The organism is Streptomyces sp. YJ-C3, from assembly GCF_053891275.1.
The window spans coordinates 1,378,395-1,392,182 of sequence record NZ_CM132685.1 but is presented as its reverse complement, the minus strand read 5'-3'; the positions used below and the strand labels follow the sequence as shown (position 1 = coordinate 1,392,182).

Sequence of the window (13,788 nt, the reverse complement as noted above, 5' to 3'; positions counted from 1 at the left end):
CCTTCCTAGGGAACGGGGGATGTCTTTACCAGAGTACGGGGAGCTCAGGACCGGCCCGTCAGGGGCGCGGGGAACGGCGCGGGCGACGCAGAACCCCGCACCCGGCCGCGGCGGCTAACAGACCTCTTCAAGATCCCGCCAGTCCCGCGAGTCCGGCGAGTCCGCGACCCAGCCGTCCAGCAGTCCCCGCACCAGAGAAGCCGGCGCCGCCACCCCGCACTCCCGCTCCGGCACCCACAGCTGCCCGTCGGTCCGGTGCCCCAGCGGCCCGGGATGCCCCGGCTCGCTGTGGTCGTGCGGATCGAGGTGCTCACCGTCGCCCTCGTCGGACGGCATCCGCGACTCCGAGCACATCCGGCACAGCAGCCGCACCGACGACGACCAGTCCTCGGCGGCGAACCCGGCATCGGCCGCGAGCCGCTCCAGGGCGTCCCGGTCGGACTCGGTGGCGGCCTCCAGGAGCACCACCCAGGTCGGCACCGGCGAGGGCGCCCACAGCTCGATCTCGTCGAACACCGGGTACGAGTGCCCGGTCGCGGTGGTCCGCTCCCCGTGGGGCACCCCGTCGTGCAGCACGACCTCGCCCCAGCGCCGCCCGGACGAGGGCAGCGGAATGGACAGCACCTCGATGCGGGCGGGGTCGAGCCGCCGCCCCCACACCACCTCGGCCTCGCCCTCGGGCGACAGCCGCACGGCGGCGCTGCCCAGGTCCATGCCGGTCGGTTCGCCCGCGGCGGTCGCGCCACCGGGCACCTTCAGCCCGTACGCCTGCCAGGCCCGCCGGGCCAGCGGCCAGTCCTGCAGGGCGGTAGCGGCGATCCCCACGTTCCACCAGTCCGGGGCGCCGGTCTCCCGGTCGAGGAGCGCGACGGCCCGCAGGCCCGCGGCGCGCGCCTGCTCCCAGTCGTGCCGGAACTTGTGCAGCAGGGCGAGGTTGAACCAGGACTCCGACAGCCAGGGCTCCAGGTCCGCGGCGCGGGTGAGCAGGGCGCCCGCGTCCTCGTACCGGCCGTCCCCGATCAGCGTGAACGCGCGGTCCGTGGCCTGCCGCCACGAGGCGGAGGGCCGGTGTCGTCCCTTGCCGAAGATCCTCACGATTCCCGCCTGCCGATACTCGAGGCCTGTGCCCCCTGGACACTCCTCTTTTGTGGGCTCCTTCGCATCCAACCACGTACGGTCGGACGCCCGCTCATTACCCATGGGTTACCCAGCCGACCCTAGGCTCAGACCGGGGTGCGCGACCACTCTGGCCAGCGCCTCGACGACCTCGGGCTGATAGTCCCGGCCCGTGGCCAGACGCAGCCGTTCCAGGGCCGTGAGCGGGCCCTGGGGGCCCTCTTCCCTGGCCATTTCGTCGTACGCGTTCGCTGTCCGCACAATCCGCGCGGTGAGCGGCTGTTCCCGGTAGGGATCGGCCTGCCGCTCGACCACCACGGCGACCTGGGCGTCCACTCCGGTCTGCCGGACGACGGCGCCGCCGAGCAGGGCGATACGGCGCTGCTGGGCGGCGGGCAGCCCGGCCGTGGCGCCCTGGGCGACCGGGTCGAGCAGCGACAGCTGCCCGATGTCGTGCATCAGGGCCGCGTACTCCAGAACGGTCAGATCGGGCCCGGAGAGCCCCAGGTCACGGCCTATCGACCGGCTCAGCGCGGCCACCCGGTGGGCGTGCCCGTGCGGCGTGTAACCGGCGATCTCGGTGGCGCGGGCCAGCGAGGCGATGGTCTGGCGGTAGGTGGCCTTCACCGCGGAGTAGCGCCGGAAGGCCAGCTGGGTGAGGAGCAGCGGCAGACTGATGACGGGCAGCGCCCACACCCCGGCGACGGCGACCGCGAGCGCCATGACGGCCCCCGTGGCGCAGACGGCCGACCCGATGCCGAGCATCGCCCGCAGTTCGTCGCGCAGCAGCGGCCCGAACGGCCAGCGGGTGCGCGCGTGGGCCAGGGCGGCGGCCAGCACGGCGTCGCACAGCGCCGTGAGCACGAGCAGCCCGGCGACGAGCAGCGCGTAGGACGCCCCGTCGCCGAACCACTCCTCCAATTTTCCCTGGTTGTAGAGCGGTTGGAAGCAGACGGCGGCGAAGGCGACGGTGAGCACCCGGCGCGCCATGTGGTCGAACGAGGGCCCCTTGCCGCGGGCCACGTGCGGGACGCACCCGACGAGCGCGCCCGCGACGGCGACCGTGACGACCTGGAGCACGCCGTGGTGCGTGGGCCGGCCGGCCGCCTCGCCGAGCAGCGCGTACGCGAGGGCCCCCGCGGCCCCCAGCGGCGCGGACTCCCGGTCCTCGCCGCCGCCCCAGCGCGCCAGCTCCCCCACGGCGACGAGGAGCCCGAAGGCGAGGGCGACCCCGCGGTCGGCGAGCCCGTGCCAGACGGTGTCGCCGAGGGCGAGCAGGGTGACCGCGCCGGCGAGGACGCGGACGAGGACCACGGCAGCGGGCACCCGCGCCGCCGCCCCGGCCGCGCTGCCGCCCCGGGCGGGTGCCCAGGCCGTCACCGGGAGGCCGCCCCCGGTACGGCCACGCCTTGCGGGCGGGGTGCGGGCAGCACGCTCTCGTCGGCGGTCACCACCGGATGCCAGCCGTCCCGCCCGAGGACCCGCACCAGCGCCCGCACCATCACCGGGTCGAACTGCGAGCCCGCGCACCGCTCCAGCTCCGCCAGGGCGACGTCCACGGGCCGCGCCCGCGAGTACGTGCGCGTGGACGTCATGGCGTCGAACGCGTCGGCCACCGCCACCACCCGCGCGAACTCCGGGATCTGCGTCCCCGCGAGCCCGTACGGGTACCCGCTGCCGTCGAGCCGTTCGTGGTGGTGCAGGATCGCCGCCCGGGCCTCGCCGAGGAAGCCGATGCCGCGCACCATCTCGTGCCCGTACTCGGGATGCAGCTGGATGATCTCGCGCTCCTCTGGGGTGAGCGGCCCGTCCTTGCGCAACAGCCGGGTGGGGACGCCGAGTTTGCCCACGTCGTGCAGGATCCCGGCGAACCGCAGGACCTCCACCCGCTCGTCGGCCATGCCCAGTTCCCTGGCGATCATCATGGACGCCTGCCCGACGCGCTCGCTGTGCCCGCGCGTGTATCCGTCCTTGATGTCGACGGCCTGGACGAGGGCCCGGATGGTCGCCTGATGAGCGGCGCGCTCGCGCTGGTACTGGGCGAACACCCAGCAGGAGATGTACATCGGCAGCAGCACGAGCAGCGAGGCCACCGGCCCGTAGGAACTCGCCCACAGCACCGCCATCAGCAGACCCGCAAGACCGTGCACGGCCACCGGCGCCAGGGACCGCAGGAAGAGGCCGCGCCAGGCGGAGCGCAGCGGTACGCGCTCGGCGGCGGCGAGGATGCCGCCGTCGAGGACGGTGAGCACGACACAGAAGGTGAGCACCGCGGCGGCAGCGGGCACGAGCGCGTACGGGAGGCGGGCCCCGGAGACGGCGTCCGAGCCGCCGAGGGCGCCGAAGACCTCCGCGGCCGCTCCGATGCCGAGGGCGAGCTGGGCCGCCCGCCACAGGCGGCGCAGCCGTCGGGGCCGCTGTTCCACCCGGGCGAGGAGGGCGCCGGGCACGGCGACGAGAGCGGCGGCCGCGGGCGGCAGCAGAAACGCTCCTGCAAGCAGTACCGGGAAGAACGTGCCCATGCCTTTGGGGGCGCGCCGGCCGACGAGCCGGCAGCGGCCGACCTGCTCGCAGCCCGCGTACACGCAGGCGAGCAGCGCCACGGCGGACCAGGAGGTGTCGCGGGAGACGGCCGGAGCGGCGCACACGAGGGCGCCGACGACCGTCAGGAGTACGTACGCGCGGGCCACCGGCGGAACCGACCGCATGCCCAACTCCCTCCCCGTGGCGTTCAGTTCACGGAGAATAGGACGCGATCCGCGCCCTCCGGGCGGCATCGCGGGGATTGCCGGGGCCTGAGGCCCCGGATTAGCACGATCGGGTGAACCGGGTGGCGGACGGGGCCAACCCCCGCGCACGATGCGGAAGTTGCCCGCGCCTCAGCTTCAGGCGAGGGGCGTGCCCTCGTCGGGCGTGGCCTGCCCGGAGCGGATCAGATCGATGCGCCCCATGACCTTGGCCCGAAGGTCCGTCGGCACGTCGTCATGCCCGCAGCACCGCTTGACCAGCTTCTTCACGGCCTGCTCCAGGCCGTACTTCTCCAGGCACGGGGAGCACTCCTCGAAGTGCACCTCGAACTTGGTGCAGTCGGAGTCCGGCATCTCATGGTCAAGGAACTCATAGAGATGGTCGAGGACCTCACTGCAGTCCGTCTCGTGCGGCTCTCCGCAGCTCATGAGCCCGAGCCTTTCGCTTCGTTCGACTCTCCGGCGCCGGCCGGGACGAGCCCGCGGTCACGGGCGTAGTCCTCGAGCATGCCGCGCAGCTGGCGACGGCCCCGGTGGAGCCGGGACATCACCGTTCCGATGGGTGTCCCCATGATGTCCGCGATCTCCTTGTACGCAAAGCCCTCTACGTCGGCGAGATAGACCGCGATGCGGAATTCCTCGGGGATCGCCTGGAGCGCGCGCTTCACATCGGAGTCGGGCAGATGGTCGAGCGCCTGCGACTCGGCGGAGCGCAGACCGGTCGACATGTGCGACTCGGCGCGCGCCAGCTGCCAGTCCTCGATCTCCTCGGCGGCACTGCGCTGGGGCTCGCGCTGCTTCTTGCGGTACGAGTTGATGAAGGTGTTCGTCAGGATCCGGTACAGCCACGCCTTGAGGTTCGTACCCTCACGGAACTGGTGGAACGACGCGTACGCCTTGGCATACGTCTCCTGCACCAGGTCCTCTGCGTCCGCCGGATTGCGCGTCATGCGCAGGGCGGCCGAGTACATCTGGTCGAGGAATTCCAGCGCGTCCCGCTCGAAGCGCGCGCTGCGCTCGGCAGCGCTCTCCACAGGCTCGGGCCCCTCGTCCGCCTGGCCGTGTTCGGTCCCTGCGTCGGTCCCTGTGACCGGACCCACCTCCTCAAACGACGTCGCAGGACCCAAAGAGGTCCCACTCGAATCGGAGGATAGACGACGATCCGGTCCGCCCGCCGCCCGAATAGGAGCGGTCTTGGCCGCGCTCAGCACGCTCCACTCCAGGTCAGGAGTGGTGGCGCGGCTCGGGCAGATGGTCGAACCCATGCGGCGGACTTCCTCTCGTACGAACTGTGTGCACCGACAGTCCGCACAACAGCAGTCCCGTGCTCTACATTCCCGGCGGCCGGACGAGTGACCGGGTCCACGCGGTGACGGCGTCGGTGAGGACGGCGAGGGCCTCGTCCTGCCCGATGCCGGCGCGCTTCGGCACGGCGAACCCGTGATCCCCGTACGGCACTTCGACGAGCTCGTACGCATCGGATTCCGGGAACTCCGCGGGCTTGCCGAAGGGGTCGTTCCCGCCCTGGACGACAAGTGTGGGCACCCCGGCGCCCAGCAGTTCCTCGGCGCGGGACTTCTCGGGCTTGCCGGGCGGGTGCAGGGGGAAGGAGAGCGCGAGCACGGCGGCCGCGCCGAGCTCCTTCGCCGTGCGGCAGGCGACGCGGGCGCCGGCGCTTCTGCCTCCGGCGGCGACGGGGAGGCCGGCTGCGGCGAGGGCGGGCCATACGCCCCGCCAGCCCGTGTCGAGGGTCTTCGGGGCCGGGGCCACCTTCTTCCCGGCCACGCGCCAGGGCTGCTCCACAAGAGCGACGGTCACTCCGTGGGCCGGGAGGGTGCCGGCGAGGGCCTGCAGGTCCCTGGCCTCGATGCCGCCGCCCGCGCCGTGGCTCGCCGCCAGGACCAGGTGGGGGGCGGTGGCGGGGTACCAGGTGATGCGGGCATCGCCGGTGTCGGTGGGCACGGTCTCAGTACGGCTCATCGGATCATGGTGCACCCTCGGGCCTGCTTGAACGGTCACCCGGCGCGGGGCTGCCGCCTTGCCCTCGGGCCTGCTTGAACGGTGGCCCGGCGCTGGGCTGCCGCCTTGCCCTCGGGCCTGCTTGAACGGTGGCCCGGCGCTGGGCTGCCGCCTTGCCCACCCTGCCGCCCCAGGCGGCAGACTGCCCAAGACGGGGCGGCGCCTGCTCGGGCGGGGCGGCAGCCCACCGGCGGTCAGCCGCGTACGAGCGGCAAGGACATGAGCCAGCGGCGTCGAAAGCCCCACCGGCGGTCAGCCGCGCGCGAGCGGCAAGGACATGAGCCAGCGGCGTCGAAAGCCCCACCGGGCGGAGGCCGCAAGCCGGCGGGAGGGGACGTGTCGGGGTGCCCCCGCAGGACACAGCGGGAACTCAGCGCCGGATGACGCGCCTACGGCGTACGGAGGCGACGAGACCCAGCCGGCCGAGGAGGTACGCCGACGCGGCCCCGCCCCACCCCACAACGGACGGCGCACCCAGCCCCGCCCCGTCCCGCCCCGCCCCGCCCCGAACAAGCCGCCCAGCCCTCCACGTCAGAACAAGGTGCCCTCCTCCGGCCCCTCCAGCTCCGTCAACAGCTCCGCCCCGTTGTTACGGACGTTGCTGACGGCGGTCGACACGGGGTACGCCCGCATCAGCCCCTCCGGCGGAGCCGCCAGCAGGGACCGCAGATCGTCCACGTCGGTCCGCCCCGGGTCCAGCCACGCGTCCCACCGGTCCGGCGTCAGCATCAGCGGCATCCGCGGATGGATGTCGGCGAGCGACCGCGGCCCCTCCTTCGGCGCGACCCCGAGCGGCGCGGTCTCCGCCTCCGTCGTGATCACCGAGCACGTCACCCACCAGGCCAGCGGATGCTCGTCCGGCAGCGTCCGGTCGCGCCAGAACTCGTACAGGCCGGCCATCGCGAACACCGACCCGTCCGCCGGCGTCACGAAGTACGGCTGCTTGCGCGGCCGCTTCTTCTTCCCCTCGACCTCCAGGTCCCGCTCCCCGACCCCGGTCACCCACTCGTAATAGCCGTCGGCGGGCAGAATGCAGCGCCGCGTGGAGAAGGCCCGCCGGTACGACGGCTTCTCGTGCACGGTCTCGGCCCGCGCGTTGATCATCCGGGCCCCGCCCTCGGGCGTCTTCGCCCACGACGGCACCAGCCCCCACTTCAGCGTGCGCAACTGGCGAACCGGACGGGGGTCCTCGGCGTCTTTCACCGGACGATCGAGGACGGCGTAGACCTCCTTCGTAGGGGCCACGTTGTAGTCGGGCGCCAGGGTCTCCTCCGGCTCCCACTTCTCGATCTCAAAGATTCCTGCGAGATCCTCGGGCCTACGACTCGATGCATACCGTCCGCACATACGTGCCACAGTGCCAGAGCGAGAAGCAGACCCACCACCGAACGGGAGCGCCGCCAAAAAATGGACGCCAGCCTCTGGGACCGGATCTTCGGTACCCAGTCCGACCCCGACCAGTGGGTGGTCATCGCCACCGGCGTCGTCGCGCTCGCAGCGATCGTCCCGCACAACATCTGGCGGCTCTCCCGCAACGCCATCACCATCGCCCACGAGGGCGGCCACGGCCTGATCGCGCTGCTCATGGGCCGCCGCCTCGACGGCATCAGGCTGCACTCGGACACCAGCGGCCTCACGGTCAGCCGTGGCAGACCGACCGGCCTCGGCATGATCCTGACCGCGGCGGCCGGGTACACGGCCCCGCCGCTGCTCGGCCTCGGCGGCGCGGCCCTCCTGGGGAGCGGCCACATCACGCTCCTGCTCTGGCTGGCGACGGCCCTGCTCGTGGCGATGCTGGTGATGATCAGGAACGCGTACGGGGTGCTGACGGTCGTCGTCACCGGCGGCGCGTTCCTCCTGGTCTCCTGGCTGGCCGGCCCCCAGGTCCAGGCGGCGTTCGCGTACGCGGTCGTCTGGTTCCTGCTCCTGGGCGGCGTACGGCCGGCCTTCGAGCTCCAGTCGAAGCGCCGTCGCGGCGGGGCCGGCGACTCGGACGCCGACCAGCTCTCCCGCCTCACGCACGTCCCCGCGGGAATGTGGCTCTTTTTCTTCCACGCCGTCTCACTGTGCTCACTGCTGGGCGGGGGCCGCTGGCTGCTGGACCTGTGAACGGGTGGCTCCGGATGGGCCCACTAAAGTAAAGGCATGACCTCGAACCCCGCGCCCACCGCACTCTGGCCCGCCCCTCTCGCGAGCGGAGCCGTCGACGCGACCGTCTCGGTGCCGGGGTCCAAGTCCGTCACCAACCGGGCCCTCGTCCTGGCCGCGCTCGCCGCGGAGCCGGGCTGGCTGCGCCGCCCGCTGCGCTCCCGCGACACCCTGCTGATGGCGGGCGCGCTGCGCGCGATGGGCGTGGGCATCGAGGAGACGGTGTCCTCCAGCTCCTCCGTCGCGGGCGGCTCGGGCGAGGCCTGGCGCGTCATCCCCTCCGGTCTCCAGGGCCCGGCCACGGTCGACGTGGGCAACGCGGGCACGGTCATGCGCTTCCTGCCGCCGGTCGCGGCGCTCGCCGACGGGCCGATCCGGTTCGACGGCGACCCCCGTTCGTACGAGCGGCCGCTGCACGGCGTGATCGACGCGCTGCGCGCGCTCGGCGCCCGGATCGACGACGACGGCCGGGGCGCGCTGCCGCTGACGGTGCACGGCGGCGGCGCTCTCGACGGCGGCCCGGTGGAGATCGACGCCTCGTCGTCGTCCCAGTTCGTGTCGGCGCTGCTGCTGTCCGCGCCGCGCTTCAACCAGGGCGTGGAGGTCCGGCACACCGGCTCCTCACTGCCCTCCATGCCGCACATCCGGATGACGGTCGACATGCTGCGCGCGGTCGGCGCCCAGGTCGACACCCCGGAGTCGGGCGGTGAGGCCAATGTGTGGCGGGTGACGCCGGGCGCCCTGCTCGGCCGGGACATCACCATCGAGCCGGACCTCTCCAACGCCCAGCCGTTCCTGGCCGCGGCGCTGGTCACCGGCGGCACGGTCACGATCCCCGACTGGCCGGCGCACACCACGCAGCCCGGTGACGCGCTGCGCGACATCTTCACGCAGATGGGCGGGTCCTGCGAGCTCACGGCGCAGGGCCTGGAGTTCACCGGCTCCGGCTCGGTCCACGGGATCGACGTGGACCTGAGCGAGGTCGGCGAGCTGACCCCGGGCATCGCCGCGGTCGCGGCCCTGGCCGACGGCCCCTCCACGCTGCGCGGCGTCGCGCACCTGCGCCTGCACGAGACGGACCGGCTGGCCGCGCTCACCAAGGAGATCAACGAGCTGGGCGGTGACGTGACGGAGACCGCCGACGGTCTGCACATCCGCCCGCGCCGCCTGCACGGCGGGATCTTCCACACGTACGACGACCACCGCATGGCGACGGCGGGCGCGATCATCGGCCTGGCCGTGGACGGCGTGCAGATCGAGAACGTGGCGACGACGGCCAAGACGCTGCCGGACTTTCCCGACATGTGGACCGGAATGCTCGGGGCGTAGGGAACATCGCGATGCGCCGCTACGGCAAGCACACCGACGAGGACGACATCCGCCAGCGCCCGAACCGCAAGGGCAACCGGCCGCGGACGAACATCCGGCCCAAGCACGAGGACGCGGCGGAGGGCATGGTCCTCACCGTCGACCGGGGGCGGCTGACCGTTCTCATCGACGACATCCCGGTGACGGCGATGAAGGCCCGTGAGCTGGGCCGCAAGGCGGCGGTCGTGGGCGACCGGGTGTCCGTCGTCGGCGACCTGTCGGGCAAGAAGGACACCCTCGCCCGCATCGTCCGGATCGAGCCGCGCACGTCCGTCCTGCGCCGCACGGCGGACGACGACGACCCCTACGAGCGCGTCGTCGTCGCCAACGCCGACCAGCTCGCCATCGTCACCGCGCTGGCCGACCCCGAGCCGCGCCCCCGCATGATCGACCGCTGTCTGGTCGCGGCGTACGACGGCGGGCTCGACCCGCTGCTGGTCCTGACGAAGTCGGATCTGGCCTCGCCGGACAAGCTGCTCGGCCTGTACGGGGATCTCGACATCCCGTACGTGGTGACCAGCCGCGAGGAGCTGGAGAACGGCACGGCGGTGGCGCGGGTGCGCGAGCAGCTCGACGGCAAGGTCACGGCGTTCGTCGGGCACTCCGGTGTCGGCAAGACGACGCTGGTCAACGCCCTGGTCCCGGAGGACCGGCGGCGTACGACGGGCCATGTCAACGCGGTCACGGGCCGCGGCCGCCACACGACCACGTCGGCGCTGGCGCTCCCCCTGTCGGACGACGCGGGCTGGGTCGTCGACACCCCGGGCGTGCGCTCGTTCGGCCTGTTCCACGTGGACCCGTCGCGCGTCATCCACGCGTTCCCGGACCTGGAGGCCGGCACCGAGAACTGTCCGCGCGCGTGCAGCCACGACGAGCCGGACTGCGCCCTGGACGCCTGGGTGGCGGAGGGGCACGCGGACCCGGCGCGTCTGTACTCGCTGCGCCGGCTGCTGGCCACGCGCGAGCGCCGCGAGGGCGACTGAACCCCGGCCGCCACGCGCTGACCTCTGTCTTGTTTGCTGCCCCGGCGCTCCGGTAAAGGCATAATCGCACCAAGCCGGACGCAAGATCGAAGCCGTACGAGATCAGTGGAACGCGGGAGGCACATCACATGGCGTGGCTGCTGGTCATCGTCGCGGGGATCCTGGAGACCGGTTTCGCCGTCTGTCTGAAGCTCTCGCACGGCTTCACCCGCCTGTGGCCGACGGTCGCGTTCGCCTCCTTCGCGCTGGGCAGCTTCGGTCTGCTGACGCTGTCCCTGAAGAAGCTCGACGTGGGACCGGCGTACGCGGTGTGGACGGGCATCGGAGCGGCGGGCACGGCGATCTACGGCATGGTCTTCCTCGGCGACGTGGTCTCCACCCTGAAGATCGTCTCGATCAGTCTGGTGATCGCGGGCGTGATCGGTCTCCAGCTGTCGGGGTCGGCGCACTGACCCCGCGCCGGGCGCACCGGCGCACCGCTCACACGACCTCCCGCACCCGGGGGAAGTGACACGCGGCCCCGTGGTGCCCGGGGTCCGGCGCCACCGGCACCTCCCCCTCGCACCGGGCCCGCTCCGGCGCCCCCAGCTCGGCGTACACCGCACACCGCGCCCGGAACCGGCACCCCGCGTAGCGCTCCGTGGGGCTCGGTGGGTCCCCCGCCAGCAGGATCCGCTCCCGCTGCCGCGCCCGCTCCCGGGGCGGGTCCGGCACCGGTACCGCCGACAGCAGCGCCTGGGTGTACGGGTGCAGCGGGCGCTCGAAGACGTCCTGGACCGGCCCGGACTCCACGGTCCGCCCGAGGTACATGACGCTCACCCGGTCCGCGATGTGCCGCACCACGGACAGGTCGTGCGAGACGAAGAGGTACGCGAGGCCCAGCTCCGCCTTCAGCCGGCGCAGCAGGTTCAGCACGCCCGCCTGCACCGACACGTCGAGCGCGGACACCGGCTCGTCCAGGACCAGCAGGTCCGGCTCCACCGAGAGGGCCCGCGCGATGCCGATCCGCTGGCGCTGCCCGCCGGAGAACTCGTACGGATAGCGCTCCGTGTGCGCGGGGTCGAGCCCGACGAGTTCGAGGAGTGCGGGAGCGCGCCGCGCGGCGGTGGCCCGGTCGGTGCCCTGCGCGCGCAGCGGCTCGGTGACGATGTCGCCGACGGGCATGCGCGGGTCGAGCGAGGCCATCGGGTCCTGGAAGACGATCTGCACGCGCTGTCGCACGGCCCGCCGTCCGGCCGTGCCGAGTCCGTCCACGGACCGCCCGAACAGCTCGATGTCGCCGCCCTCGGGCCGCTTCAGCTCCAGCAGTTCGAAGAGCGTGGTCGACTTCCCGGAGCCGGACTCGCCGACCAGAGCGAGGGTCTCGCCGCGCCCGATGTCGAGGTCGACGCCGTCGACGGCGTACACGCTGCCCACGCGTCGCTTGAATGCGGTCCCCTTGTGCACGGGGAAGGTCCTGGCCAGTCCGCGTACCTTCAATACCGCCTTGCTGTCCGGCAGGTGGCTGTCGGGCCGGGGGATCTCGGGCACCGGGAACACGTCCCTGGGCGCGAGCCCCGCCACCTCCCCCGACCGCAGGCACGCCGCGGTGTGCCCGGCGCCCACCGCCTCCGGCTCCGGCACGCCCGCCAGGCACCGCTCCTCGGCCAGCGGGCAGCGCGGCGCGAAGGCGCACCCCTGCCCCGGCTCGCCCGCGCCCGGCGCCGCTCCGGGCACCGGGACCAGCACCTGGGCCGCCTCGTCGATCCGGGGCACCGCGCCGAGCAGCCCGAGCGTGTACGGCATCCCGGGCGCCCGGAACACCTCGTCCACGGGCCCGTTCTCCACCACCCGGCCCGCGTACATCACGGCCACCCGGTCGGCCGTCCCGGCGACCACGCCCAGGTCGTGGCTGACCAGCACCAAGGCGGCGCCCGTCTCCCGCCGGGCGGTGCGCAGCACGTCGAGGACCTGGGCCTGGATCGTCACGTCCAGCGCGGTCGTCGGCTCGTCGGCGACGATGACGTCGGGGTCGTTCGCCATGGCCATCGCGATCATCGCGCGCTGCCGCATGCCGCCGGAGAACTCGTGCGGGTAGGCGTCCGCCCGCTCCCGGGCCCGCGGGATGCCGACCAGGTCGAGGAGTTCGACGGCCCGCTCGCGGGCGGCCTCGCGCGAGACGTCCCGGTGCGCGCGCACGGCCTCGGCGATCTGGTCGCCGATCCGGTACACGGGCGTGAACGCGGACAGCGGGTCCTGGAAGACCACGCCGATCCGCGCGCCGCGCACCCGCGACAGGTCCCGGTCGGACGCCCCGACCAGTTCCTGTCCGTCGAGGCGCACCGATCCTCGTACCGTCGCGTTGCCCGGCAGCAGACCGAGGAGCGCGAGTGCGGTCGCCGACTTGCCGGACCCCGACTCCCCCACGAGGCCGAGGACTTCACCCCGCCGAAGGCTCAGGTCGACGCCTCGCACGGCGGGCTTCCCGTCGAACTCGACGTGCAGGTCGGTCACTTCAAGCAGCACGGCGCGCGCCCTTTCCCGAGGCGGACGGGTCGAGCGCGTCGCGCAGCCCGTCGCCCACCAGATTCACCGCGAGGACGAAGACGATCAGCAGGCCGGCCGGGAAGAAGAACATCCAGGGGTAGGTGATCGCGGCCCCGGTCGTCGAGGCGATGAGAGTGCCGAGCGAGACGTCCGGTGCCTGGACGCCGAACCCGAAGTAGGACAGGGCCGTCTCGCTCATCACCGCGCCGCCGACGGCGATGGTGGCGTCGATGATGAGGAACGAGGCGATGTTCGGCAGCACGTGCCGCCGGATCACCGTGAACGGTCCGACGCCCATGTACCGTGCCGCGCGCACGAATTCGCGCTCCTTCAGCGACACCGTCATGGACCGCACGACCCGTGCCGTGATCATCCACCCGAACACGGCGAGCAGCCCCACGAACGCGAACCAGCCGGCCCCGCGCAGCCGCGGCGAGACGATCGCGATGATGAGGAAGGAGGGGAAGACGAGGAGCAGGTCGACCACGAACATCAGCAGGCGGTCCGCCCAGCCCCCGAAGTACCCGGCGCACGCGCCGACGAACGCGGCGAGCCCGGTCGCGAACAGGGCCACGAGCACCCCGATGACCAGGGATTTCTGCAGCCCGCGCACGGTCTGCGCGAAGACGTCCTGGCCGATGCGGTTGGTGCCCCACCAGTGGTCGGCCGAGGGCGCCGCGCGCAGCGCCGTGTAGTCGACCTTCTCGTACGTCCATGAGGTGAGGTGCGGGCCGAGCACGGCGAGGGCGGCGAGGAGGAGCAGGACGCAGGCTCCGGCGAGGGCGCTCCGGTTGCGCAGGAAGCGGCGGGCGACGACGGAGCCGCGGCCCCGGGGGCGGGCGACGGGCGGTGTCTCAACAGGGATGGCTGTCATGGCGGTT

13 protein-coding genes are annotated in these 13,788 nt (G+C 72.9%); 4 read left to right on the top strand and 9 right to left on the bottom strand.

What is annotated here, in order from left to right; translation table 11 throughout:
- Window positions 1-114 precede the first annotated feature (114 nt).
- From ACVHNB_RS06175 to ACVHNB_RS06145, 7 genes are all read right to left on the bottom strand, one after another.
- Window positions 115-1,095, bottom strand: coding sequence for a tetratricopeptide repeat protein (locus ACVHNB_RS06175; protein WP_428952408.1), 981 nt, complete (start codon window positions 1,093-1,095; stop codon window positions 115-117).
- Window positions 1,096-1,203: 108 nt separating this feature from the next.
- A complete protein-coding gene (locus ACVHNB_RS06170) occupies window positions 1,204-2,430 on the bottom strand; it encodes an HD-GYP domain-containing protein (protein WP_428957556.1) in 1,227 nt (408 codons plus the stop codon).
- 62 nt (window positions 2,431-2,492) lie between these two features.
- Window positions 2,493-3,824 carry an HD-GYP domain-containing protein gene (locus tag ACVHNB_RS06165; protein WP_428952409.1) on the bottom strand — a complete coding sequence of 444 codons (1,332 nt, stop codon included), beginning with the start codon at window positions 3,822-3,824 and terminating at the stop codon, window positions 2,493-2,495.
- Window positions 3,825-4,001: 177 nt separating this feature from the next.
- The gene (rsrA, locus tag ACVHNB_RS06160; RefSeq protein WP_428952410.1) at window positions 4,002-4,292 is read right to left on the bottom strand and encodes a mycothiol system anti-sigma-R factor; all 291 of its coding nucleotides are present in this window, start codon (window positions 4,290-4,292) and stop codon (window positions 4,002-4,004) included.
- Complete coding sequence (sigR, locus tag ACVHNB_RS06155) at window positions 4,289-4,963, bottom strand: RNA polymerase sigma factor SigR (RefSeq protein ID WP_428952411.1); 675 nt, start codon at window positions 4,961-4,963, stop codon at window positions 4,289-4,291. Before sigR ends, rsrA begins: the two co-directional genes overlap by 4 nt.
- Before the next feature lie 229 nt (window positions 4,964-5,192).
- Window positions 5,193-5,843 carry an alpha/beta hydrolase family protein gene (locus ACVHNB_RS06150; protein WP_428952412.1) on the bottom strand — a complete coding sequence of 217 codons (651 nt, stop codon included), beginning with the start codon at window positions 5,841-5,843 and terminating at the stop codon, window positions 5,193-5,195.
- Window positions 5,844-6,413: 570 nt separating this feature from the next.
- Window positions 6,414-7,229, bottom strand: coding sequence for an SOS response-associated peptidase (locus tag ACVHNB_RS06145; RefSeq protein WP_428952413.1), 816 nt, complete (start codon window positions 7,227-7,229; stop codon window positions 6,414-6,416).
- A 60-nt stretch (window positions 7,230-7,289) separates the two neighbouring features.
- On the opposite strand from ACVHNB_RS06145, the gene ACVHNB_RS06140 reads away from it, so the two are divergent.
- The 4 genes from ACVHNB_RS06140 to ACVHNB_RS06125 all read left to right on the top strand — a co-directional run bounded on the left by ACVHNB_RS06140 (window position 7,290) and on the right by ACVHNB_RS06125 (window position 10,833).
- Window positions 7,290-7,991 carry a M50 family metallopeptidase gene (locus ACVHNB_RS06140; protein WP_428952414.1) on the top strand — a complete coding sequence of 234 codons (702 nt, stop codon included), beginning with the start codon at window positions 7,290-7,292 and terminating at the stop codon, window positions 7,989-7,991.
- A 36-nt stretch (window positions 7,992-8,027) separates the two neighbouring features.
- Window positions 8,028-9,359: a 3-phosphoshikimate 1-carboxyvinyltransferase gene (gene aroA / locus ACVHNB_RS06135; RefSeq protein ID WP_428952415.1), complete on the top strand. Its 1,332-nt coding sequence runs from the start codon at window positions 8,028-8,030 to the stop codon at window positions 9,357-9,359.
- 11 nt (window positions 9,360-9,370) lie between these two features.
- Window positions 9,371-10,381, top strand: coding sequence for a ribosome small subunit-dependent GTPase A (gene rsgA / locus ACVHNB_RS06130; protein WP_428952416.1), 1,011 nt, complete (start codon window positions 9,371-9,373; stop codon window positions 10,379-10,381).
- Window positions 10,382-10,509: 128 nt separating this feature from the next.
- On the top strand, window positions 10,510-10,833 hold the full coding sequence (locus tag ACVHNB_RS06125) for a DMT family transporter (protein ID WP_188336959.1): 324 nt from the start codon (window positions 10,510-10,512) through the stop codon (window positions 10,831-10,833).
- 28 nt (window positions 10,834-10,861) lie between these two features.
- Here ACVHNB_RS06125 and ACVHNB_RS06120 read toward each other — a convergent pair whose 3' ends face one another.
- Window positions 10,862-12,886 carry a dipeptide ABC transporter ATP-binding protein gene (locus ACVHNB_RS06120; RefSeq protein ID WP_456227572.1) on the bottom strand — a complete coding sequence of 675 codons (2,025 nt, stop codon included), beginning with the start codon at window positions 12,884-12,886 and terminating at the stop codon, window positions 10,862-10,864.
- Entirely contained in the window at window positions 12,876-13,781 is a 906-nt protein-coding gene (locus ACVHNB_RS06115; RefSeq protein WP_456227571.1) for an ABC transporter permease, read from the bottom strand. Before ACVHNB_RS06115 ends, ACVHNB_RS06120 begins: the two co-directional genes overlap by 11 nt.
- Window positions 13,782-13,788: the final 7 nt, after the last annotated feature.